20 protein-coding genes are annotated in these 24,199 nt (G+C 61.9%); 7 read left to right on the top strand and 13 right to left on the bottom strand.

All coding sequences use genetic code 11. The features are described 5' to 3' along the window. The first annotated feature begins 73 nt into the window (after positions 1-73). Positions 74-979 (top strand): LysR family transcriptional regulator, encoded by a 906-nt coding sequence (locus IB248_RS03235; RefSeq protein ID WP_113470547.1) that lies wholly within the window; start codon positions 74-76, stop codon positions 977-979. On the opposite strand, the gene IB248_RS03240 is transcribed toward IB248_RS03235, so the two are convergent. Continuing rightward, positions 980-1,852, bottom strand: a complete 873-nt coding sequence (locus IB248_RS03240; RefSeq protein ID WP_018855148.1) for a LysR family transcriptional regulator — start codon at positions 1,850-1,852, stop codon at positions 980-982. Positions 1,853-1,949: 97 nt separating this feature from the next. On the opposite strand from IB248_RS03240, the gene IB248_RS03245 reads away from it, so the two are divergent. Next, positions 1,950-3,230 carry an MFS transporter gene (locus IB248_RS03245; RefSeq protein ID WP_192240303.1) on the top strand — a complete coding sequence of 427 codons (1,281 nt, stop codon included), beginning with the start codon at positions 1,950-1,952 and terminating at the stop codon, positions 3,228-3,230. A gap of 24 nt (positions 3,231-3,254) precedes the next feature. Here the strand turns inward: IB248_RS03245 and IB248_RS03250 are convergent, their stop codons facing one another. From IB248_RS03250 to ubiE, 9 genes are all read right to left on the bottom strand, one after another. Continuing rightward, a complete protein-coding gene (locus IB248_RS03250; protein WP_112824782.1) occupies positions 3,255-4,133 on the bottom strand; it encodes a DMT family transporter in 879 nt (292 codons plus the stop codon). Between the two features lie 136 nt (positions 4,134-4,269). Beyond that, entirely contained in the window at positions 4,270-5,931 is a 1,662-nt protein-coding gene (locus IB248_RS03255; RefSeq protein ID WP_192240304.1) for a urocanate hydratase, read from the bottom strand. 54 nt (positions 5,932-5,985) lie between these two features. Beyond that, complete coding sequence (locus IB248_RS03260; RefSeq protein ID WP_018855144.1) at positions 5,986-6,315, bottom strand: TfoX/Sxy family protein; 330 nt, start codon at positions 6,313-6,315, stop codon at positions 5,986-5,988. A gap of 4 nt (positions 6,316-6,319) precedes the next feature. Next, a complete protein-coding gene (locus IB248_RS03265) occupies positions 6,320-7,417 on the bottom strand; it encodes a DUF917 domain-containing protein (RefSeq protein WP_169679264.1) in 1,098 nt (365 codons plus the stop codon). Further along, positions 7,417-8,682 carry a Zn-dependent hydrolase gene (locus IB248_RS03270; RefSeq protein WP_192240305.1) on the bottom strand — a complete coding sequence of 422 codons (1,266 nt, stop codon included), beginning with the start codon at positions 8,680-8,682 and terminating at the stop codon, positions 7,417-7,419. The genes IB248_RS03265 and IB248_RS03270 overlap by 1 nt, the downstream gene beginning before the upstream one ends. Beyond that, on the bottom strand, positions 8,679-10,061 hold the full coding sequence (locus tag IB248_RS03275; RefSeq protein WP_192240306.1) for an amidohydrolase family protein: 1,383 nt from the start codon (positions 10,059-10,061) through the stop codon (positions 8,679-8,681). Before IB248_RS03275 ends, IB248_RS03270 begins: the two co-directional genes overlap by 4 nt. 30 nt (positions 10,062-10,091) lie before the next feature. After that, positions 10,092-11,675, bottom strand: coding sequence for an aromatic amino acid lyase (locus IB248_RS03280; protein WP_192240307.1), 1,584 nt, complete (start codon positions 11,673-11,675; stop codon positions 10,092-10,094). An 89-nt stretch (positions 11,676-11,764) separates the two neighbouring features. After that, positions 11,765-13,339 carry a 2-polyprenylphenol 6-hydroxylase gene (gene ubiB / locus IB248_RS03285; RefSeq protein WP_018855139.1) on the bottom strand — a complete coding sequence of 525 codons (1,575 nt, stop codon included), beginning with the start codon at positions 13,337-13,339 and terminating at the stop codon, positions 11,765-11,767. Between the two features lie 56 nt (positions 13,340-13,395). Next, positions 13,396-14,172 (bottom strand): bifunctional demethylmenaquinone methyltransferase/2-methoxy-6-polyprenyl-1,4-benzoquinol methylase UbiE, encoded by a 777-nt coding sequence (gene ubiE / locus IB248_RS03290; protein ID WP_018855138.1) that lies wholly within the window; start codon positions 14,170-14,172, stop codon positions 13,396-13,398. 151 nt (positions 14,173-14,323) lie between these two features. Between ubiE and mutM the strand changes: the two genes are divergently transcribed. From mutM to IB248_RS03315, 5 genes are all read left to right on the top strand, one after another. Beyond that, positions 14,324-15,214 (top strand): bifunctional DNA-formamidopyrimidine glycosylase/DNA-(apurinic or apyrimidinic site) lyase, encoded by an 891-nt coding sequence (mutM, locus tag IB248_RS03295; protein WP_112641833.1) that lies wholly within the window; start codon positions 14,324-14,326, stop codon positions 15,212-15,214. A 14-nt stretch (positions 15,215-15,228) separates the two neighbouring features. Next, positions 15,229-16,002 (top strand): enoyl-CoA hydratase, encoded by a 774-nt coding sequence (locus IB248_RS03300; RefSeq protein ID WP_018855136.1) that lies wholly within the window; start codon positions 15,229-15,231, stop codon positions 16,000-16,002. Between the two features lie 185 nt (positions 16,003-16,187). Then, a complete protein-coding gene (rpsT, locus tag IB248_RS03305) occupies positions 16,188-16,466 on the top strand; it encodes a 30S ribosomal protein S20 (protein WP_016552476.1) in 279 nt (92 codons plus the stop codon). A gap of 836 nt (positions 16,467-17,302) precedes the next feature. Continuing rightward, on the top strand, positions 17,303-18,850 hold the full coding sequence (gene dnaA / locus IB248_RS03310; RefSeq protein ID WP_026371516.1) for a chromosomal replication initiator protein DnaA: 1,548 nt from the start codon (positions 17,303-17,305) through the stop codon (positions 18,848-18,850). Between the two features lie 121 nt (positions 18,851-18,971). Continuing rightward, complete coding sequence (locus tag IB248_RS03315; protein ID WP_169679255.1) at positions 18,972-20,051, top strand: saccharopine dehydrogenase C-terminal domain-containing protein; 1,080 nt, start codon at positions 18,972-18,974, stop codon at positions 20,049-20,051. On the opposite strand, the gene IB248_RS03320 is transcribed toward IB248_RS03315, so the two are convergent. The 3 genes from IB248_RS03320 to IB248_RS03330 are packed head-to-tail and all read right to left on the bottom strand — an operon-like array spanning position 20,048 to position 24,103. Continuing rightward, positions 20,048-21,175, bottom strand: a complete 1,128-nt coding sequence (locus tag IB248_RS03320) for an ABC transporter substrate-binding protein (protein ID WP_192240308.1) — start codon at positions 21,173-21,175, stop codon at positions 20,048-20,050. The genes IB248_RS03315 and IB248_RS03320 overlap by 4 nt on opposite strands. Continuing rightward, positions 21,172-21,921 carry a siderophore-iron reductase FhuF gene (gene fhuF, locus IB248_RS03325; RefSeq protein ID WP_113470555.1) on the bottom strand — a complete coding sequence of 250 codons (750 nt, stop codon included), beginning with the start codon at positions 21,919-21,921 and terminating at the stop codon, positions 21,172-21,174. The genes IB248_RS03320 and fhuF overlap by 4 nt, the downstream gene beginning before the upstream one ends. Before the next feature lie 4 nt (positions 21,922-21,925). Further along, a complete protein-coding gene (locus IB248_RS03330; RefSeq protein WP_192240309.1) occupies positions 21,926-24,103 on the bottom strand; it encodes a TonB-dependent siderophore receptor in 2,178 nt (725 codons plus the stop codon). Between the last annotated feature and the right edge of the window lie 96 nt (positions 24,104-24,199).

The following is a 24,199-nucleotide window of genomic DNA, read 5'->3' on the forward strand; positions in this document are numbered from 1 at the left end:
GCAGAAGATGGCATTTTCTTTTCGTTCGGGTTAGCCTCCAAATGGTGGAACTCGAATTCGGATTTGCCGAACGATGATCAGGGTTGAGGGAATAACGTCCTTCGTGGCGATCGTGGAATCCGGCTCGGTCAGCGAGGCTGCCCGACGCCTGCGCCTATCGAAGTCTGTCGTCAGCGAGAGGCTTGCGGAGCTTGAAAAGTCGCTTGGCGGTGTGCTTCTGCATCGCACCACGCGAAAACTCACTTTGACAGAAGACGGCACGGCCTTTCTGGAGCGCGCGACGCGGATCGTTCAGGAAATCGAGGAAGCCACCGCCGAGATGGCGGTGCGCCGAGGCACGTTGTCCGGCCCGCTGCGCATTGCCGCCCCCGTTACCTTCGGGCGCATGCATCTTGGCCCCGCGCTATACCCGTTTCTGGCCGCGCATCCGGAAATCCGACTGGTGCTCGACATCGACGACCGCCGCGTCGATGTCTCCTCGGAAGGGTATGATGCCGTGGTCCGGCACGGTCCGATCGTCGACTCCCGGTTGGTCGTGTGGAAACTCAGTCGCAGCCGTCGGCTTTTGGTCGCGTCACCGGATTATCTCAGCCGCCATGGTGTGCCGAAGACCCTTGCCGATCTCGATGGCCATAAAGGCATCTTCTACACCAACCGGGGCGTTGCGGACTGGCGGTTCCAGACGCCGGATGGAGCCATCGTCGTGCGGGCAAGCCAGGCCGTCGGCATGAACAATGGAGACATGATCCGCGATGCCGCGGCTGCGGGTCTCGGTATCGCGCTTCTGCCAGCCTTCATTGCCGGGCCTGCGATCAGTGCGGGACAGCTGCAGGAGATCGATGTCGGCTACAGGCCGGAAGCCGAGTTCATCTACATGGCGCATCCGGAGGGGCGCAATCCGTCCGCCAAGCTGCGCGCTGTCGCCGACCACCTGCGCAAGACCTTCGGCGATCCGCCCTATTGGGATCCTGCCGGCTGATCAGACGAGGCTCATCATGTTTGCGGCAACGCGCGACCGCTGCGCCTTCAGCATCGCAAGCCCGAGACGCGCCACCAGCGGCGGTCCCTCGATCTGGCGATAGGCGACCCCGTCGAGTGTCAGGTGGGCAATCGAGGCTGGCACAATCGATACGCCGAGATCGGCGGCGACCAGATTGACGACGGATGGGATCTGCGGCGCCTCCTGCGTCACGACAAGCTCGAAACCGGCATCGCGGCAGCCACGCACGATATCATCATAGAGACTGAGGCCAACCGTCCGCGGAAACAGAATGAACGGCTCGCCGGCAAGCGCCGACACGGGCACCTTCTCGTATTTCGCAAGCGGGTGGTGCGCCGGCAAGGCAATCAGCATCGGCTCATCCGCCAGGCGTTTCAGCGTGACGTTCTTCGGATCCTCCAGGCCGGGCCTGATGAAGGCAACGTCGATTTCCTCACGCAGCAGTTTCTCCATCAGCCAGTTGCTGTTCATCTCGGTCAAGGAGAGGCTCACCTCTGGCCACTGCCCGCGAAAGCGACGGATCGTGCCGCTGACCGCCGTGTTGAAGGCTGAGGACGCCGTGAAACCGAGCGCCAGCCGACCGGTCTCGCCTCGGGTGGCGCGCTGGGCGGCGAGCTTCGCCTTCTCGGCGGCCGCGATGGCAGCGCGACCCTCCGGCAAAAAGGCGCTCCCCGCCTCCGTCAGTTCCGCGCCATGTGGGACGCGATGAAACAGTGCCGCCCCGATCTCGTTTTCAAGATCGCGGATCTGTTGGCTGAGTGGCGGCTGGCCGATGCCGAGTTTTGCTGCGGCGCGGGTGAAATTTCCCTCTTCGGCGACGGCGAGAAAATAGCGGATATGGCGCAACTCCATCGGTATCTCCAGAAGCTATGAAGAATGGTATTTTCATATATTGGACAAATGGCGCGCTGCTGGCTAGATCAAAAGGCGTGAAAGGTTGGTACCCCCAATGCAACGCGCCGCAAACAGCTCGCCAGACGCCTCCGAAACCCATCCCCGTCCGAATCTCCACCTCGTGCGAACGACGGCGGAAATGCAGGAAAAGCAGTTCTTGCTGCGCGGCACGTCACCTTATCGACGTGCCAGCCTCGCCCTCTTCCTTTCCGGTTTTGCTACCTTCTCGCTGCTCTATTGCGTGCAGCCACTGATGCCGATCTTTGCCGCGGACTTCGGCGTGAGCCCGGCCGCGAGCTCTCTGTCGTTATCTCTGTCGACCGGCTTTCTCGCCGTCGCGATCTTCTGTGCCGCTGCCGTCTCCGAAAGCTTCGGCCGCCGCATCCTGATGTTCGCCTCGCTGCTCGGGGCTGCCCTTTGCACGATCGCCTGCGCCCTCGTGTCGAGCTGGCACGCGCTGCTCGTCATCCGCGCGCTTGAAGGGCTGCTGCTTGGCGGCGTGCCGGCCGTGGCGATGGCCTATCTCTCGGAAGAGATCGATCCCCGCGGTCTTGGCGCCTCGATGGGTCTCTACATCGCCGGTAATGCTTTTGGCGGCATGGCAGGCCGCGTCGTCACCGGCACATTGGCTGAGTTCTTCTCATGGCGCATTGCATTGGGTTCGCTTGGCGTGCTCGGCCTTGCCGCGGCAATCGGCTTCTTCCTGCTGCTGCCCGCGTCGCGCAATTTTGCGCCGCGCAAGGGTTTCGATGTCCGCTTTCACGTGAGGGCCTGGGTTGGCCATATAGGCAACCCGGCGCTACCATTGCTCTTCGCCATCGGCTTTCTCGCCATGGGCAGCTTCGTCACCGTCTACAACTACATCGGTTTCCGCCTCGTTCAGCCGCCATACAATCTCAACCAGACGGAGCTCGGCCTGATCTTCACGGTCTATCTGTTCGGTATCGCCGCATCCTGGATCGCCGGCCTGCTTGGAGATCGCATCGGCCATTTCATCGTGCTGCCGGCCGGCATTGCGATTGCGGCGGTCGGCGTCGCGGTCACGCTGTCATCCTCGCTGCCGCTGATCGTCTTTGGCATCGTGTTGCTGACATCGGGCTTCTTCGTCGCCCACTCGGTGGCGAGCGCCCTCGTTGGTCGCCTTGCCCGCGGCACCAAGGGGCACGCGTCCGCGCTCTATCTGTTGTCCTACTACATCGGCTCCAGTGTTGCCGGTTCGGTCGGTGGCTATTTCTGGGGTGCCGATGGCTGGAACGCCGTCGTTGCCTTCACGCTGTCGCTGCTGGCGCTTGGCATGGTCGCGGCGCTCACCGCCGCCAAGCTGGCGAAGTGGTAATCTTCGCGAAAAATAATGGGTCGGCTAAACGTTCTTCAAGGTGCGGCGTGGCTGCTGTGACCGCGCCATGCCGCTCCAGAGATACCAGAAGACCGAGATCAGGATGATCACGCCGCCGATGATCGTGGAAAGCGTTGGCGTCTCGGAGAAGGCGAGCCAGACCCAGAGCGGGCCGAGCACGACGTCGAGCAGACCGATCAACCCGGCCTCGCTCGAGGGAATATAGCGGCCGCCGGTCATGAACAGTAGATAGGCGATTCCCGATGTCGTCGACCCGAAGACGGCAAGCACGAGGATCTCCTGCAGGCTCGGTATCGCGTGCGACATCAGTGGCAGGCAGAGCAGCACGCAGAAGCCGGATCCAAGCGCATTGACCGGCGCCAAGCGCAGTGCGGGGTAGCGCCGCGCCGCGACGAGCAGGATGCTGAAGGTCAGCGTCATCAAGAACGCCAGCGCGTTGCCGGCGATGTCCTGGGGCCTCGCGCCGAAACCTGCAACGATCAGAACGCCAACGAAGGCGATCATACTGGCGATGAGCACACGCCTGCTGATCTTCTCCTTCAACCAGACATAAGCGATGGCTGCCGCGACGAACGGGACGGTCGCATAGATCGCCAGCACGTTGGCGACGGTCGTCAGCTTCAGCGCGCCGATGTAGCCATACATCGATATAGCGGCCATGAGACCGAACAGCGGATAGAAATAGAGCGGTACCTTGCCGGGTTCCGCACTGATCCGCTTCTTTGCCAGAATGATGATCGTCAGCGCCAGACCGCCAAACAGCGAGCGCCATCCGAGCACGGTCCAGACATCGAGATCGAGCGCGCGGACGAAGAGCCCCGCGGTGCTCCACATGATCGTAGCAATGCTGACGAGGAGCATACCGTAGGTGCGGGGCTGCATGGCGGGTCCGTTCTTTGGAAGGGCAGCGTCGAATCAACACTCGATCTCTATCAGAGGCGCACGACCTGCGATCGATCGGTTGCGCCACGCCATAGCGTAATCGGACAGAAATGTTTCCGAGACAGGTGCCTTAGCGCTATCCGAGCCTAATGTAGGGAACGTCCTTCTTGGCCACCTCGTCGAGCGCCTCGTCATAGCCGGCATCGGCATAGCGCATGACGCCAAGCGCCGTGTCGTTGGTAAGCGCATGGTCGAGCCGCTCGTCGGCAGCGTCGGTGCCATCGGCCACGACGGTGACGCCGCAGCTCGTCATGTAGCCGGCATAGCCGCCGCCGCCGGAATGGACGACGACGAGATCGGCCATCGACGAGCAGAGCATCATCGCGTCGATCAGCGGCCAGTCGGCGATCGCGTCGGAGCCGTCCTTCATCCGCTCGGTCATGATGTTCGGATGCGCCATCGCGCCGGCATCAAGATGATCCCGCGAGAAGGCGACGGGCCCTTTCAGTTCACCGCTTGCTACGAGCTCGTTGACCCGGCGGGCAAGCATCGTGCGTTCACCGTGACCGAGCCAGGCAATACGCGCCGGCAGTCCTTCGAAGGGCACGTGCTCGCGCGCCAAGAGGATCCAGTTGGTGATGATCTTGTTGTCTGGGAACATTTCGAGCAGCAGAACGTCGATCCGGGCGATATCACTTTCCGCGCCTGACAGTGCCATCCAGCGGAAAGGGCCGATTGCCCGGGCAAAGAGCGGTCGCAGATAGGCTTCGGTGAAGATCGGAATGTCGAAAGCGTTGGCGACGCCGCCTTCCTTGGCCTGTGTGCGGATAAGGTTGCCATTGTCGAAGACCTCGGAGCCCTTCTTCTGGAAGTCCAGCATGGCAGTGACGTGCTGCACGATCGAAGCTCGGCTTGCCGCCATCAGCTGTCCTTGACCGTCCTCGCGCAGTTCGCGAACCTGCGCAAGGCTCATGCCCTTCGGCACGTAGCCGTAGACGAGGTCGTGCGCGGAGGTCTGGTCGGTGACGATATCCGGCACGATGCCGCGCCGCGCGATCTCGGGATAGATTTCCGCAGCATTGCCGACGAGACCAACCGAAAGCGCCCGCTTGTCCTTCACGGCAGCATCGATCATCGCAAGCGCCGTATCGAGATCCGGCGCGATTTCCTGCAAGTAGCCGATCTCCTGGCGCTTCTTCGCGCGCTCGGGATCGATGTCGACGCAGAGGATGGCGGCCCCCGCCATGCGGCCGGCGAGCGGCTGCGCGCCGCCCATTCCGCCGAGCCCCGCCGTCAGCACGAAGCGTCCGAAGAGATCACCGCCGAACCGGCGCTCGGCAATGCGCATGAAGATTTCATAGGTGCCCTGGATGACGCCCTGGCTGCCGATATACTGCCACGCGCCAGCCGTCAGCCCACCCCAGCAGATCAGCCCCTTGCGCTGCAGCTCGTAGAAGACCTCGGCCTTCGCCCATTGCCCGACGATGTTGCAGTTCGCCATGATGACAAGCGGCGCCTTCGGATGCGTCTTCACGAGGCCGATCGGCTTGCCGGACTGGATCAGCAGCGTCTGGTCCTCGTCCATTTCGGTCAGTGCCTTGACGATGCCCTTGTGCGCCGCCCAGTTGCGCGCTGCCTTGCCGAGCGCGGCATAGACGATGAGATTGTCCGGATCCTCACCGACGGAGAGAACGTTCTCCAGGAGCCGCAGCAGCGCCTCCTGCCGCCAACCCTTGGCGCGCAGCTCCGGCCCGCCCGGTATCGGAAATTTCGGGTGACGTGGATTGGGCTTCGGCATCTTGGTCGTTCCTCTATCTCTGTCTTTTTTGGGTCTCTTGGGCCCAAGCTCCGTTCACTTGGCGGGCAGTGAGCGCACAAAGGCCGTCGCGGTCTCCAGGAGGCGGCGCCGCAAATCGTCATCGCCGTAAATCTCCGCGCCGACCCGGATCCAGCCGTGCATGGCGCGACCGCCGGAAAGCATCTGCACCGCGCCGGGCAAATCGAGCGCCCAGCCGTCATTGCCTTTGCCGAGGCGGACCAGCATGCCGTCTTGTCGGGCGCCGCAAAGGAGATTGCCGTCGAGCAGAAAGGCCAAACCACCGAACATCGGCTTCTCGCTGAGACCGGACATAGTACCCAGCTCTTCCCTCAGCAATTCCTCGAGGCCGACGTCCCGCGCCATGCGATCAGGCCTTTGCCGCGAGCGCGTAGCGGGCAAGCTCTATTCCCATCGCCTTCTCCACCGGGGGATAGACGGTCGGGTCGAGAACGCTTGCCGACAGCGGAATGATGCTCATCGGCACATGCAGGATGAAGACATGCATCCCACCCTTCAACTGACCGACGCTCAGCGGCTCGCCCTCGGGCGAGAGCGTTGTGATAACCGAGGGGAAGGTGGCGATCCGTTTGCCCTCGATGTCGTCGACGGCCATGTATTCGTTCATCACATGCATGGTCACCGCCTTGTCGCCGGAGCCGACGACGATCGTGCCGATGTCGAAGGCCTCCTTGGTATAGACGACGTTCTTCTTGGTGATGATGCCTTCGGCCAGGATGTGCCCGCCTGTTGTCTTGCAGATGGCATCGATCACGGCTGAACCGCCGTTCTTCTCAGCCGCAATGATCGCCTCGCCCAGCGCCAACGCCATCGAGATGCCGCCAAGTGCTGCGTGGGTCCGCACATAAGAGGCGCGCAGCGGATTGCGGCAGCTGGCGATGAAGCCGCCCGACTGGTCGGAAGCCGCCCGCAGGATCGGCGAGATCTTCGCCGTCGCCCCCTTCACGACAAGCTCGATGTATCGGCTTTCGGCGCGGTTTCCGCCGACCGCCGTCTGGATCATCTGCTCGGGCGAGCCCGCCATGCCGATCGAGCCCATGTCGCCGGTCGGATGCGCGCGGATATCGCCGACGGCATCGACGACTTTTGTTCCGAGAATGGCGGAGGGCAGCCAGCCGTTCAGCGTCGACGACTTGCCGTTCTGGCCGATGATCAGGCCGGACAGTTTTTCGCCGAGTTCGTCCTGCAGCAGCTGCACCGCCTTCACATAGTCGATGCCCTGCATCTCCCAGGGTGTCGTGGAAGCCGGCGCGCCGATCGCGGCGGCCGTCGCGATCCAGTCGTCGTCCTTCAGCTCGTCGATCGACACAAGTTCCGGCTTGCCGACGTTGACCGCTGCATAGCCGAGCATGCGTCCGTGATCCGCCCAGCCGCCGCCGCCGGCGGCATAGACCGACCCGCCCTTGACCGCTGCTTCGACGTCCTTCTCAACGAGTATGCGTCCCATCAGGCATTCTCCTGCTTCAAGCTCTTGTCCATGTCCATGACGGCTTCGAAAAGCACGGCCGCCCCAAGCGCGATGTCGTCGTTCTCGGCCCACTCGTCAGCGGAGTGGCTGCGCCCCTCCTTGCAGGGTACGAAGATCATCGCGGCGGGCGCCACCTTGGCAATCCAGGCCATGTCGTGACCGGCGCCCGATGCCATTCGCCGGTGCCTGGCGCCGACGGTTTCGCAAGCCCTTTCGAGCGTCTTCAATAGCCCGGCATCGCTCGGCGTCGGATAGTTGTCGGAGACGCGCATCGGGCTTTTGATGGACGCTCCGTAAGCGATGGCTAACTTTATGACATGTTCGTCCAGCCACTCGCAGAAGGCCTCCATGTCGTTGCGAATCTCGGCGCGCCCATCGATCAGCAGGACGACCTTCGAGGGAACGACGTTGGCGGCATTCGGCTCGATCCGGAACTCGCCGACCGTCGCCGCAAAATGCCCCGGCGTCTTCGCCCGGGCGGCTGCGGCATTGCGGATATCGAGGACGAGTTGTGCGGCGGCGACCAGCGCATCCGAGCGGCTATCCATCGGCGTCGTGCCGGCATGGTCGGCGCGGCCTTCGACGATGATCTCAATGCGGGTGATCCCGGCGATCGCCGTGACGATGCCGATATCGTTCTTCTCGTCGTTCTCAAGGACCGGACCCTGCTCGATATGCAGTTCGAGAAAGCCCGAAATATCGGGCCTGTTTTGCTGCTGCAGCACGCCCGGGCGCCCGCCGACCTCGGCAATGGCCTCGGCGAGGTCGCGTCCTTCCGTCGCGCGCGAAAGCCAGGCTTCCGGCAGTTGCCCGGTCATGCCCCGGCTGCCGATACAGGAAACGCCGAAGATGCTGACCTCCTCCGCAAGGAAGTCGACGATCTCCAGGTCGTGATCGAGCTCGATGCCCCGATCGCTGAGCGCACGCGCGACCTCAATCGCCGCCACCACGCCGGCAATGCCGTCGAAACGCCCGCCATCCGGCACGGTGTCTGAATGCGAACCGAGCATGATCGTGCCGCGCCCGTCGATGGCGCCCCGCCGCTTGCCGATCAGATTGCCGGCGGCATCGATCCGCGTCTCAAGGCCAGCCGCTCGCATGCGCGCTTCGATATAGGCGCGCCCCTCGAGAAAGAGCGGCGAGAAGGCACGACGGGTCCAGGGACGGCCGGGCTCGGTGATCCCGGCCAGAGCGTCGATATCCTCGGCGATACGACCTGCGTTGACCGGCAGGTTTCTGGTCATTCTGCGGCTCCGGCGATCACCTGCCTCGGCAGCGGACGGACAAATCGGCCGGTCCCCGGTTCAGCCAGCACCGTCGCGCCATCGGTGATCTTCTCCCCGCGCAGATAGGTCGCGGCGACCGTCCAGGGAAGGCGGATGCCGTTATAAGGGCTCCAGCCGACCACGTTGTTGCCGCTCGCAGCTGCGTCATAGACCGTTTCGCGCGGCTCAAGCACGACGATATCGGCGTCCTTGCCTGGCGTGAGCGCTCCCTTCACGTGGTCGAGGCGGAAATGCTTTGCCGGGTTCTCTGCCATCAGCTTGGCCGCCCAGGTCAGCGGGATACCGCGCTCGGCGGCACCCTTGATGAAGAGCGGCACCATCACCTCGAGCCCGGGCACACCGGACGCGTTCGCCAGCATGTCAGGATTGGTCTTGCGATTTTCGGACCAGCTGACGTGATCCGTCGAAACCAGCCAGACATTGCCCTCGGCAACCCTGCGCCACAGCGCCTCGACCTCGGCACGCGGCCGGATCGGCGGATTGATCTTCGCCTTGCCGCCGAGGCGTTTGACGTCGTTTTCCTCGTCCAGCGTCAGATAGTGAATGCAGCATTCCACCGTCGCCTCGAAACCGTCACGGCGATAGGCGCGCGCGATGTCATAGCCGCGTCCGAGCGAGCAATGGACCACATGCGAGGGGCATCCCGTATTGGCGCCGGTTTCAAAGATGGTGTGCATTGCCAGCAGTTCGGTGATCGGCGGCCGCGACAGCCCATGCGCCCGCCAATCGGTGATCCCGCTTGCTTTCACGCGCTCCATGTAGGTGCGGACGGCCTCGTCATCCTCGTTGTGGACGCCGGCGGTCAGCCCGGTCGGCGCAATTGCGGCAAAGCATTCGTCCAACAGGGCAGGGGGAATGCGCGGAAAACGTTTCGGATCCGTGCCAAACGTCGAGAACTTGAAGGCGGCAACGCCGACATCCACCATTTCGGCGACCCGCTTGGCGCCTTCCTCGGGATCCACGGTGCCGTAGAGCGCAAAATCGACCCGCGCCTGCGGGCCGGCAGAGGCGATCTTCTTCTTTACCGCTTCCGCCGAACAAACAAGATTGCCTTCATCATAGGGCATGTCGACGATCGTCGTCACGCCGCCGGCAGCAGCCGAGCGCGTCGACCAGATGAAATCCTCCTGGTTCTTCTGCGACAGAGAGTGAACTTGGGCGTCGATTGCTCCGGGCAGGATCAATGCCTTGCCGAGGAGATTGCGTTCGCGGGCGGCAGGCGGTACGCCGAGGCCGATTTCCGCAATCTTGCCATCGCGGACGGCAACGTAGCCGGCTTCCAGAATGCGCTCCGGCAAAACGACCGTGCCTTGCAGAACGAGATCGAAATCAGCCATGCCGCTTGCTCCGTGGCGAATATTGAAGGATCAGATGGCGACCGGCTCCTGGGTCAGGCGCTGCTCGATGCGCGCCAGCGAGCCGAGCGCAAAGAAATCGTCGAAGGATGCGATAGGCACCTCTTCGATCAGCTTGGACATGAAGGCGTCGGAGCCGAATTCTTCCTCGATCGCTTCCACCTCGGCAGAAAGTGGCCGGTCGACCGTATAAAAGTCCGCATGCTTGCGAACGACGTCATAGAGCATTCCGCCGACACCTTTCGGCTTGTCGCCGAGGATGTCCACGGCTTGGGCCGAAAGCAGCGCCTCGAGAGCGGCGAGGCGCATCAGTGCCCGCATCTGACGCTCGAAACGCTCGATCACCAGCGGCAGGAACGCGGCCTCGTCCTCAAGCCCGGCTGCGACCACCAGCGACTGCGCGGAAACCGGGTTTGACATCGACAGCACGCGGGAGAAGATTTCGCCGGCCAGCTTGATAATCGGGCCGAAACCGGTGGCGATACGGCCGGGCGGCACGAGATTGACCGGCAGGTCGCGGCGCTGGCCGTTGCCGAGCAGGACGCAGCGGTTGAAGGCATTGCGGGCGGCATGCGCCATGCAGAGAGCAGCCGATTCGAGAAGGATCGTCACGTCGAGCGGTAGCGACCCGCCCGAGGTCATCACCCGCCCCTCGACGACGACGGGGTTGTCGTCGGAGCGTCCGGTGGCGGCCAAAATCTTGTGGCCCGTCGTCAGCAGGTTCTCGATCACCGCCCCGAAGACCTGCGCGATCATGCGCAAGCTCAACGGGTCCTGGATGTGGGTCTTGACTGGCCATTGCCAGGCGTCCGACGCATTGCAGAGCCAGGAGCCGATCAGGGCCTCCCGGGAGGTGCCGACATGGCGGACGGAAAGCCACGGGTCGCGGGAGGCGCCGAGCGCGCCTGACGCCATCATCCCCGAGGCCAGCAGCACGCGTATGGAGGCCGCGGCGCTGCGGGTCGCGTCCGCCGCCGCGGCAAAGCTCACCGCGTTGACGCTGAGCGACGCCAGGCTGTCGCGCGGAGCCATGGTGAAGGGCTTCATGCCGGCCGCGGCGAAGGCATCGGCCGCCTGCATGCGCTTGCCACGGTAAATCGCTTCCCCGACGCCGGTCAGCACGGCGCCGATCTGGCCCATGAGACCGATGTCGGCGCAACCAATGGAGCCGGTGCGGCGGACGACCGGGATGATGTCGGCCTCCAGCATGCGCATATAGGCATCGACGAGTTCACGCGTGCAGCCGACCTGTCCCGTCAATGCGGTGTTGATGCGAATGGCCATCGCGTTGCGCACCACGGAGCTCGAAAACGGTGTCCCGGTGCCGAAGTGATGCGCACGTACCAGCCCGAGATTGAAAGCGTCTAGGTCCTCCGGAGACCACTCGACATCCTTCATGGCGCCGACGCCGGTGGTCGCCCCGTAGACGGGCATCCCGGCCTTGATCGCGTCCTCAACGATCCCGCGGGCAATCTCGATGCGGGCCATTCCGGTCGCGGAAGCTGACAGCGCCACCTTGCCCGATCCGACCCTCACCATCTCAGCAAAGCTGAGCGGTTGCCCGGAAAGTTCGATGCGGGGGCGTTCATGCTTCATCTGCCATATCTCCTTGAAAAGTGAGAGTATGCGACGGCGCTACTGAATGGGATATCCCAAATATCGAACACAGCATGCATTGCGATGGATCAGGTGATCACCCAGGCTATATAGAGAAGAGCAAGAGCGATAATCCAGAGGGCGGCCCGACCAGAGCGATTGTGGCGCGCCTCGGATTTGCCGATCGCCTCGGCCGTTTCCGCGTCGAACCGCAATCCATTCTCGCTCATCTGTAGCAGCTGATGGTGAAACTTCTCGGTCTTGGCGGCAATCTCCGGCGCCGCTTCGGCAAGCTTCACAGCCGCCTTCAGCCCGTCCTTGAGATCGGTGACGATGCGCTTCGGACCGAGATTGTTGCGGATCCAATCGCCGACGACGGGTTCGGACGCCTTCCACATGTTGAAGCGTGGATTGAGCATGCGCGACACGCCTTCGACAACGACCATGGTCTTCTGCAGCATGACCAGTTCCGGCCGCGTCGCCATGTCGAAGAGTTCAGTCACCTCGAATAGCAGCGTCAGCAGCTTGCCCATCGAGATCGTCTCGGCAGGCTGGCCATGAATCGGCTCGCCGATCGCGCGGATCGCCTGCGCGAAGCTCTCGACATTGTGGTGGCCCGGCACGTAGCCGGCTTCGAAGTGGACCTCCGCGACCCGGATATAGTCGCGGGTGATGAAGCCGAAGAGAATTTCGGCGAGGAAGCGGCGTTCTTTTTTCCCCAGGCGTCCGACGATCCCCATGTCAACGGCGACGATATCGCCGTGTTCGTCGACAAAGAGGTTACCGGGATGCATGTCGGCGTGGAAGAAGCCGTCGCGCAGCGTGTGGCGGAGGAACGACTGGATCAACGTGTCCGCGAGCAGGTTGAGATCGTGGCCGGCGGCGCGCAGGCCCTCGACATCCGACATCTTCACGCCGTCGATCCACTCCATTGTGATCACGTCGCGGCCGGTGCGCTCCCAATCCACCTTCGGCACACGGAAGCCCGGGTCCTTCTCGGTGTTTTCAGCAATCTCGGAAAGGGCCGCGGCCTCCAGCCGCAAGTCCATTTCGACCTTGGTGGTCTGCTCCAGTGTCTTCGTGACCTCCACCGGCCTCAGGCGCCGGCTAGAAGGCATGAAGCGCTCCTGCATGTGAGCGACGAGGTACATCGCCTCGATATCATGCGTGAACCGCTGGCGCACGCCGGGGCGGACGACCTTGACCGCAACCTTCTTGCGTCCGGCAGGCGTATCGACCTCGGCGGGGTGCACCTGGGCAATCGAAGCCGCTGCAATCGGCTCATCGAAGCTCGCATAAAGCTCCTCGATCGGGCGGCCGAGAGACCCGGCGATGCTCGCCTTGGCCGCTGCGAGCGGAAAGAATGCCATGCGGTCCTGAAGCTGCGACAGATCGTCGGCAAACTCGACGCCGACGACATCCGGACGCGTCGCCAGGAACTGGCCGATCTTCACGTAGGAGGGGCCGAGCCGCTCCACCGCCTGCGCCAGCCGGTCGCTGCGCTTCTTCGATTTCGAACGATTGCGCGCGAACAAGCCGACAAACGACTTGGCGATGCCGACGGACGGCGGAAGATCTTCCGACGGCAGGGCCGAAATTACACCTTCGCGCACCAGAATCCAGCCGACGCGAGAGAGCCGGAAATATGCCCCCAGAGTGCTCATGCCGGATTGCCTGCCTGCGAAAGCCAGCGGGTGAACGATGTGCCCTCAACCATGCGTCAGAGCTTCCAGCCGGAATGAAGGGCTGCGATGCCGCCGGTATAATTCGTGAAGCTCACGCGCGAGAAGCCGGCATTGCGGATCATCTCGGCGAAGTTCTCCTGGTTGGGGAACTTACGGATGGATTCGACGAGATACTGATAGGGCTCGGCCTCGCCGGTGATCGCCTTGCCGAACTTCGGAATGGCGTTGAACGACCAGCTGTCATAGACGCGGTCGAGCAGTGGCATGTCCACTTCGGAGAATTCGAGCACGAGCAGCCGGCCGCCGCGCTTCAGCACGCGATGGGCTTCGCTGAGCGCCACGTCGATGCGCGGCACGTTGCGGATGCCGAAGGCAATCGTATAGGCGTCGAAGCTGTTTGCTTCGAACGGCAAGTCCTCGGCGTTGGCCTCGACGAAAGTCAGGTTGTCGGAGAGCTTCTTGTTGGCGGCGCGTTCGGCTCCGACGGCGAGCATCGAGCCGTTGATGTCGAGCACGGTTGCATGGGCCTGCCGGTTCGAGGCCTCGACGATGCGAAACGCGATATCGCCGGTGCCGCCGGCAACGTCGAGAACCTTGTAGCCGGGTTCCTTGCGCGGATTGAGGGCTGAGATCATCGCATCCTTCCAGACGCGGTGCATGCCGACCGACATGACGTCGTTCATGATGTCGTAGCGCTTGGCGACCTTATGGAAGACCTCGTTGACGAGGCCCTGCTTTTCACCATCCGCCACTTCGCGGAAGCCGTAGGATGTTTCCATGCCGCCTTCGGCGGAGGTACGGCTTTCTGACATCGAAATACTCCATCTATCTGAAATCGGCGCGGCGACCATAGCGAACGGACCCGCGCAGCGCTATCTGTGGGCCACGGTCAAAGCTGCGGCACCTTGGCGCTATAGCGCACAACGCCCGTGGTTGAAACATGTTAGATATAGATGGGTTAAGATGCCGGAATTGCCAGAAGTCGAAACCGTCAGACGCGGGCTTGCCCCCACCATGGAAGGCGCGCGGATCGCCCGCCTGGAACTGCGCCGCAAGGACCTGCGGTTTCCCTTTCCGGACGGTTTGGAGGCGCGGGCAACCGGTCGCGAAATCGTCGCGCTCGGTCGCCGCGCCAAATATCTGCTGATCGATCTCGATGACGGCACGACGATCATCTCGCATCTCGGCATGTCAGGTTCCTTCCGCATCGAGGCAGGACCGCTATCCGATGCTCCCGGCGAGTTTCATCATGCCCGTTCGAAGGATGAAAAGCACGACCACGCGATCTTCCACCTGGAAGGACCGAATGGCATCAGCCGCGTCATCTATAATGACCCGCGCCGCTTCGGCTTCATGGATATGGCGCAGCGCTCCGAGCTTGATCTCAATCCCTTCCTCTTCGGCCTCGGGCCGGAGCCTACCGGCAACGAACTCAGCGCTGCCTATCTGGCGGAACGATTCATGGGCAAGGCGCAGCCGCTGAAGAGCGCGCTGCTCGATCAAAAGAATATTGCCGGGCTCGGCAATATCTATGTCTGCGAGGCGCTGTGGCGCGCGCATTTGCGCCCCACCCGGGCAGCGGCGACTGTCGTCACCAAGACCGGTAAGCCGAGCAAGCAGATGGACCTCCTCGTTGCGTCGATCCGCGACGTCATCGCCGACGCCATCAAGGCGGGGGGCTCGTCCCTGCGGGATCATATCCAGACGGATGGGTCTCTCGGGTATTTCCAGCACTCTTTCTCGGTCTATGATCGCGAAAGTCTACCTTGCCGCACGCCCGGTTGCGGCGGTACGGTCGCGCGCATCGTTCAGGCGGGGCGCTCGACCTTCTACTGCCCTGACTGCCAAAAATAACGGGAGGATTGTCCATGGCCTACGAAACGCTGATCGTCGAAACTCGCGGGGCGGTAGGGCTCATCACATTGAATCGCCCGCAGGCGCTGAACGCGCTGAATTCGACAGTGCTGAAGGAGCTTCTACAGGTTCATGAAGCCTTCCAGGCCGACGACGCTATTGGTGCGATCGTTTTGACTGGCTCCGAGCGCGCATTCGCCGCCGGTGCCGACATCAAGGAAATGCAGCCTCTCGGCTATGTCGATGTCTATAGCCGCGATCTGATGAGCGGCTGGGACGACGTTGCCAAGGTGCGCAAGCCTGTCATCGCTGCCGTCAGCGGCTTTGCGCTTGGCGGTGGCTGCGAACTCGCGATGATGTGTGACATCATCATCGCTTCGGAGACTGCCAAGTTCGGCCAACCCGAGATCACCCTCGGCGTCATCCCCGGCATGGGCGGCTCTCAGCGGCTGACGCGCGCCGTCGGCAGATATAAGGCCATGGATCTGATCCTCACCGGCCGGATGATGGATGCCGCCGAAGCGGAGCGCGCAGGACTCGTTTCACGTGTGGTGGCGCCCGAGCGCCTGTTGGACGAGGCGCTGGAGGCGGCCGCCAGGATTGCCTCGCTGTCGCGTCCTTCCGTTCTGATGGCCAAGGAAGCGGTCAACCGCGCCTTGGAGACGACCCTGGACGAAGGTCTGCGCTTCGAGCGCCGGCTTTTCCATAGCCTGTTTTCCACCGAAGACCAGAAAGAGGGGATGACGGCCTTCATCGAAAAGCGTAAGCCTGCCTTTAAGAACCGCTGAGCCTTGGAGAAAGGCGGCGTTTCCTTGAAAATGCGCGTTGACGTGGGTCGGCTTTAGGGTTATATGCCCGCCCACGGTTCGGGAAGCCACTCCGGTTTTCCGATTATGCTCCCGCATTGCTGTATGAAGTGGCCGCAAGGCCCGCGGTGATGACGGAGTTTGTTCGAATTCTTAGAGAGGCATCCATGGCCAATACAACTTCGGCGAAAAAAGCGACCCGCAAGATCGCCCGCCGTACCGACGTCAATAAGGCTCGTCGCTCGCGCGTTCGTACTTTCGTTCGCAAGGTCGAAGAGGCAATCGCATCTGGTGATGCTGCCAAGGCTAAGGAAGCTTTCCTGGCCGCGCAGCCGGAACTGGCTCGCGCCGCAAGCAAGGGCGTTGTGCACGCCAACACGGCTTCCCGTAAGGTTTCGCGCCTGGCAGCTCGTGTGAAGGCTCTGTCGGTTTCTGCGACCGCATAATCTTTCGTTAATAAACGCAGCATTATGATTAGCCCGGCAACTTTGTCGGGCTTTTTCGATTCCGCCGACTAGCTTCCGTATGGTTAATTCGGCGACGATTTCATGTCGGGCGTGTGACATGAAAAATGCAATGAAAACAAATACTTGTTGTAGGATACTTCAGGTGTGCTCGACTCAGGCCCTACAATCTGCGGTCTGAGCAGAGTCAAGAAGCTTTTTTATTTTTTTCTTTTTATGCGTGTCAAAAATGCCCAGAATCGGAATCCCCTTGATTCAAAAGCGATTCTTTTTTGACATCGATGTGACGCTCAAAAACTGCAGCCGGAGTCAACGGCCCGCTCTTAATTTTGCGTAAAATTCATCGTTGATTCCCGCATTCGATCCTGCCTAAATGCCGATCAACAAGGGGTCCAGACATCACCTGTAAAGGCTTGGTCTGAAACTGCCACGTCGGCAGGGCGATGATCCTGTGCCACTTGTTACGGAGAGTCAAAGTCTTCGGTTTTTCACGCAGTTAGGCATTTTTGACCGCGATGTGGCTGTCGCGGAACGGTGATGTTTTGTGTGTTGGTTGCACGCGTTGCGTGAAGCCGAATTGGGAAGAGAAGTCGTGGCAGGACGATTGGACGCCGGTGTTACGAGGAACGGCATCCAGTCCGAGGGAACGCAGTCGAACCGCATGATGCGGCGCGCACTTTCCCGGGAGCATCTTGCGAGTGGGGCAGTATTTGAGTGAACCGGCAGGCGAGTGGCTCATGAGGGTGCCACTTTCTAGCCATAGCGGGGAAATAATCGGGCGACGAAACAAAGTCGGCCGACGAATGGAAGGCGGCATGATGCAGATGAATACAATGACGGCGGATGTCCTGGAGAGTGGGGACAATGAACCGCAGGCGTTTGGCTCTATTTGCGCCGAGGCGGCAGGGGAAAAGGGAGACATGAAGCATGGTGTACTTTTCGAGCGTGTCAGCGCCCGTCTGAAGGCGCAGGTCGGTCCGGATGTTTATGCAAGCTGGTTTGCACGGCTGAAATTGCATTCGGTTTCAAAGAGCGTCGTGCGCCTGACGGTGCCGACGACTTTCCTGAAGTCCTGGATCAACAATCGGTATCTTGAGCTGATCACCAGCCTGTTCCGGGCCGAAGACTCTGAAATCCTGAAAGTCGAAATTCTTGTTCGCACGGCAACGCGTGGCGTTGGTAAGCCGGCTGAAGAGCCGGTTTCCCCGGAGCCTGTTGCCGCTGCGCAGACGCGCCGCCCTGTGGCGCAGCATGCCGGCCAGATTGCGCAGCAGGCGGTTTCGTCCGCTGCCGCAGCCCGTCCTGCCACCTCCGGCCAGCCGCTCTTCGGCTCGCCTCTGGATTCCCGCTTCACCTTCGACACCTTCGTCGAAGGCAGCTCGAACCGCGTGGCACTTGCCGCCGCCAAGACGATTGCGGAAGCCGGACAGGGCGCTGTCCGTTTCAATCCGCTGTTCGTCCATTCCAGCGTCGGCCTCGGCAAGTCGCATCTTCTGCAGGCGATCGCCAATGCCGCGGTTCAGAACCCGCGCGCACTGCGCGTCGTCTATCTGACGGCAGAGTATTTCATGTGGCGTTTCGCAACCGCGATCCGCGACAATGATGCTCTGACGCTCAAAGACTCGCTGCGCAACATCGACCTTCTGATCATCGACGACATGCAGTTCCTGCAGGGGAAGATGATCCAGCACGAGTTCTGCCACCTGCTGAACATGCTGCTCGACAGCGCCAAGCAGGTCGTGGTCGCTGCCGACCGCGCTCCCTGGGAGTTGGAATCGCTCGATCCACGCGTCCGCTCGCGTTTGCAGGGCGGCGTTGCCATCGAGCTCGATGCGCCGGACTACGAAATGCGCCTCGAAATCCTGAAGCGTCGCCTCGCCGTAGCTCGCGTCGAGGATCCGTCACTGGAAATCCCGGCGGAACTGCTCAACCATGTTGCCCGCAACATCACTGCGAGCGGCCGCGAACTGGAAGGCGCCTTCAACCAGCTGCTCTTCCGTCGCTCCTTCGAGCCGAACCTGACGGTAGAGCGCGTGGACGAGCTTCTTGCCCACCTTGTTGGTTCGGGTGAGCCACGTCGCGTCCGCATCGAGGATATCCAGCGCATCGTCGCACGGCACTACAACGTGTCGCGCCAGGAGCTGGTCTCGAACCGCCGCACCCGTGTCATCGTCAAGCCGCGCCAGATCGCCATGTATCTGTCGAAGACGCTGACGCCGCGGTCCTTCCCGGAAATCGGCCGTCGCTTCGGCGGTCGCGATCATACGACCGTGTTGCATGCCGTTCGCAAGATCGAGGAGTTGATTGCTGAGGATACGAAGCTCTCGCATGAGATCGAGTTGCTGAAGCGCCTGATCAACGAATAGTCGGGAAACCTTCTGTGCTTTGACGGCCGGGGCATTGCTCCGGCCGTTTTCTTTTGCGCACAATCTTCTGTACGCTGGCTGTGAGGAGCGTGTGCCGCGTGCACAAAAGGGGAGGGAGTTGATGAGTTTCGACAGGATTGCCGTTCTCGGGCTGGGCAAGGTCGGGCGGTTGGCAGCGACGCTCCTGCACGAGGGGGGCTTCGACGTTCTCGGCATCGATATTCAGGCGCCGACAGAGAGCCTTCCGTTCCAGTGCAGGAGTGGGGACGTTTCCGACCCCACCACCATCGGCGAACTGCTGTCGAGTGTCGAGGCCGTGCTTTCCTGCCTGCCCTATCACCTCAACATCGGCCTGGCGCGCGCTGCCCATCTTGCGGGGATCCATTATTTCGACCTCACGGAAGACGTGCCGACCACAAATTTCATCATCGAACTATCCAAGACCGCGCGCGGGCTGATGGCGCCGCAATGTGGCCTCGCCCCCGGCTTCGTCGGTATTGTCGGATCGAGCCTTGCGGATGGATTCGACAAATGCCGTTCCATTCGCATGCGCGTCGGCGCCCTGCCGCAGCATCCGACCGGTCTCCTCGGCTACGCCTTCAACTGGTCGCCCGAAGGCGTGGTCAATGAGTATTTGAACGACTGCGAAGTGATCGAGGGGGGCATTCGCAAGCTCGTCTCGCCGATGGAATGGCACGAGACGATCTACGTCGAGGGTGTGAAGCTGGAGGCCTTCACGACATCAGGCGGCCTCGGCACCATGTGTGACACCATGCTCGGCAAGGTCGAGAACCTCGACTACAAGACGATGCGCTATCCCGGACACATGGATCTGATGAACTTCTTCTTTCACGAACTCCTGATGCGCGACAGGCGCAAGCTTGCCGGTGAAATCCTCACCAACGCCAAGCCGCCGGTCGAGGACGATGTTGTGTATGTCCACGTGGCAGCGGAGGGCACGGAGAACGGCAACCTGCGCCGCAAGGAGTTTGTGCGCGCCTACTATCCGATCGAGATAGCAGGCGCTCGCCGCACGGCGATTGCCTGGACGACATCGGCCTCGGTGGTTGCCGTGATCGAGATGGTGCGCGAGGACCTGCTGCCGTCCACCGGCTTCCTGCATCAGGAATACATTCCGCTGGAGATGTTCCTCAACACGCCGACCGGCAGTCTTTTCAAGACCGGTGCGCCTGGACGCTAGCCCGCCAAGCTAGTCCAGTATGCCCCCTCGAACGGGACCGCAGCGAAACGCTCGTTGATTTCGGCGAGGCCGCCCGCCGGATCGAGATCGCCGAACAGGTCAGGCCTTACCCAGGATGCCACGGCTTCCGCCGCCAGCACATTCAGCGGCACGGCGTTGAAGAAGTTCCACATGCCATGCACATTTCCCTCGCGCACAGCCTTCAGTGGGGCAAGGGCGGGTGCCTGAACGGTTTCCTGGAGCGACCGACGGGCTTCTGCGGGATCGACGCCAGGGCCAATCGAGAAGACGGTGTAGACGCCACCCGGCGAGCCTGTGGCGATATAGACGTCCGGCTCCGCCGCGATGATGTATTCCGCCGTCACCGGCCCGCCCTGCGGCGGTAGGTTCTTGTCCGCGATGTTGCGTCCGCCGGCAAGCGTGATCAACTCGCCGAGGCCGGTCCGGCCGATCGCCCAGCTGCCCCGTGTTGCGCTCGGGAAGGCGTCCATCAGCACCAGCGGCGCATCCTCGCCTCTCCCTGCCGACTCTGCCTTGATGCGCTGCACCCGCTTTTCGAAGAACTGCGCATAATCTTCCGCTTGCCGATCGCATTCCAGAACGCGGCCGAGGAGGCGAATGTCTCGCGGGGTGTTCTTCAGTGGATCGAGATTGAAATCGACGACGATGACAGGCACGCCGATCGATTGGAGATAGTCGATGGCACGTTCGCCTTGTTCGCCATCGGCCTGCCACCTGCCCATGATTGCAAGGTCCGCCTCCAAGGAGAGTGCGGCCTCAAAGTTCATGCCATCCGCCTGCCCATTGCTGACCAGCGGGACCTTGTCGAGGGCCGGAAACTTGCTGCGAAAGGCGTCGTAGATGAACGGATTGTCCGTCTTCATGTCGGTCGCCCAGCCAGCAAGCAGGCTGACCGGATCCGGATGGATCAGCGACAGCGCGAAAAGATTGAATCCCGTTCCGAGGATGATCGACTTCGGCTTCCTTGAAATCGTCACCGTTCGACCGACCGCGTCGGTCACGGTCAGCGGCCAGCGCGTCTCGGCCTTCAAGAGAGCCGGCGCGCAGAGCGTCGTGGACGCGGCGGCGAGAAAGCCACGTCTCGTGATCGTGGAAAGGGTCATTGTACGTTCCTTTGGCTCGGAAGAGCGCAAGGCTTGCCGCAGCTCGGCACGTCGGGCAGCATGTAGCGCAAGCAGCATATCTTCCGCCGGGCGACGCGCTCACCATCCTCCTCGACATATCGGACGCTGCCGCAAAGAGGATTGACGCCGCCATCCGGCAGGCAGCCGCGCACGAACACCGTGAGATCGGGGCCTTCAGCTGGCCGGGTCAATCGCAGCGCATAGTCGAGATAGACAGCGGCATTGTTCCAGCACAGCTTGGCCGAAATACCGCAAGCGTTGAGTTTCGCGACCGCCTCGGGAAGATGTTGCTCCAACAATGGACCTATCGCCCCGAACCCGTCGTCCTCCTCGACCGCGGCATGCCCGCCCCGGTGTGGAACGCCGAACGCCCGTGGCAGCCCGTTCTCCTGCAATGCGATGGTCATCTCATCGAAGGCGATCGGCAGCGCCTGCGCGGCGAGGCGGCGCGCCAGCACGTAGGGGATGGAAAGAGTGGAGAAGTAATATAACGACCACATCGAGACGACGGCGCGCCTGTCGCTGTCTCCACATGCCTCGGCATAACGATCAATCGCCTGCCTGAACCCGCCGTCACCGAAGAAGCGCGGCAGCGGTACCCCGTCCGATAGCTCGGTTGAGAGTACCATCTTCTCGCTGCACCACGCATGCTCGCCGGCGAAAGCCGGCGAGAGAATCGAGGCGCTCTGGCCTCGATCGGCGACATGGTGCTGTGCGCTCGCCATCAGCTCACCATGTGTAGCGCAGGCTGCCGATCACGGCGCGGCCCTGGTCGCGATAGCAGAAGCCCGCCGAGCAGACGGCCTCCCGGCGGTCGAAGAGGTTGGTGGCGTTCACCTGCAGGCTCAGGCCGTCGTATTTCTTGTCCAGCGCCGCGAAATCATAGCTGATGGCGGCGTCGAAGAGGACGCGTGAGCCGTTCTGCGCCGTGTTGGCGTCGCTGGTGTAACTCTTGCCGAGATAACGGGTGCCGAAGCCGATGCCGAGGCCGTAGACCGGGCTGCTCTCCTGGAATGTGTAATTCGCCCAGAGCGAAGCCATGTGCCTCGGAACCGACGAGACGGAATTGCCAACGGTCCCGGTCGTTCCTTCCAGGATCTCGGTATCGGTGTAGGTATAAGACGCGACCAGCGACAGGCCGTTGTCGAGGCTCGTGGTCGCTTCGAGTTCCAAGCCACGGGAGCGAATCTTGCCGCGCTGCACCTGAATGTTCGCCGGTCCTGTCGGCAGGTTCACGACCTCGTAGTAGAGGCTGTTCTTCTGGTCGATATTGAACAGCGCAGCCGTCAGCAGCGTGTTGCTGTTCGGGAGCAGGTACTTGACGCCGATCTCTTCCTGCTCGCTTTCCGTCGGCTTGAAGGGCTGGTCCGTCTCCTGGTTGATACCGGCATTGGGTGCGAAGGCGGTGGAGTAGCTGGCATAAGGTACAATGCCGAAATCGGTCTCGTAGCCCAAGCCGACACGGCCGGAGAATGCCTTGTCCTTTTGCGAGAGGCTGGTCAGAGCGTTCGTGCTGAGGTCGGTATTGTCGGTGTCGGTCGAAACCCAGTCGTAACGCCCGCCGACGGTGAGTATCCATGCGTCATAGCGGATTTGGTCCTGCAGGTAGGTGCCGACCTGCCATTGATCCTGGATGGTGCGCGTGTCGAAGTCGATCGGTGCAACGGGCGCTCCCGCGGTCGGATTGTTGGTGTCGAGCGGCGGCGACACGCCCCGACCATCGAGCGAACGCCAGCGCAGCTTGGTCAGGTCCAGGCCCGCAAGCACCGTATGGTCGATCGCCCCCGTTTCGAACTTGGCTTCCAATTGATTGTCGATGACGAAGGCCGTCAGCCGCTCGTCGAACGTGCCGGCGCTGCGGTCGAGGAGACTTGGATCGACCGCGTTGGGGGCGTAGGCAAAGGCCCAGTCGGCGTCGATGTTGAGCGTCGATGCGCGGGCGTTCTGGCGGAACACGAAGACGTCGTTCAGCCGGTGCTCGAATTCATAGCCGATGCGCGCCTGGTTCTGGACTGAATCGTTGAAGGCCGGATTGCCTGCGAAAATGTCGGTTACGTTGCCGGCCGGATCATTGTAGTAGGCCGCCGTCCCACCGGTCTTGGTTCGGGAATACTCGCCGAGAATGGTAAGCTTGGTATCCTCGTCCGGCTTCCACATGAAGGCTGGCGCGATATAGACGCGGTCGTCGGGAACGCTGACCTGTTCCGTGTTGGCATCGCGGTAGAGGCCAGTCAGGCGATAATAGAAGGGGTCCTCATTGTTAACGGGACCTGAGAGGTCGAACTGGGTCTGATAGCGTTGGTCGGTACCATACTGCAGCTGAACTTCGTGAAAAGCGTCTTCCGTCGGCCGCTTGGTGATGAGGTTGTAGAGACCGCCGGCGCCCGTTGCTCCATACAGCGCTGAGGATGGTCCACGCAGGATTGAGACACCTTCGAGGCCGTAAGGCTCGGTCTTGAAGAGTGACGAACCTGCGCCGGGCTGACGAAGGTTATCGCGGAAGATCCCCGTATAGGTCACGTCGAAGCCGCGTACCGAGAATGAATCGAAGCGCGGATCGAAGCCGTAAGCACCGACACGAGTGCCCGGTGTGTAGGCGACCGTATCGAGCAGGCTCTGCGGATTGCGGTCCCTCAACTGCTGCTCGGTTACGGACGAAATCGACTGAGGAATCTCGATGAACGGCGTGTCGGTCTTCGTGCCTGTCGCGCTGCTCTTGCCGACATAGCCGTCAGCCTGGATCACGCCGCCGCTGCCGCCATTGACGATGATATCTTCAAGAACCGTCGCTCCGTCTTGGTGCCCCGCGGCATCCTGTGCCGCAGCCGGCGCGAGAAGATGGGCGAGCACCACGCCCGTCAAAGCTGATGTGGAAAGGAATCGAGAAGAAAATTGAAGATTATTCATTGGCTTATCACACCGGAAGGCTCATTGCAGAATTTTATCTGGAGTGTAATAGTCAAGAAAAAGCCCGAAGAAAACCCTATTTTATGATTAAAATGC

Origin of the sequence: Rhizobium sp. RHZ01 (assembly GCF_014851595.1) — a bacterium.
Lineage (GTDB): Bacteria > Pseudomonadota > Alphaproteobacteria > Rhizobiales > Rhizobiaceae > Rhizobium > Rhizobium altiplani.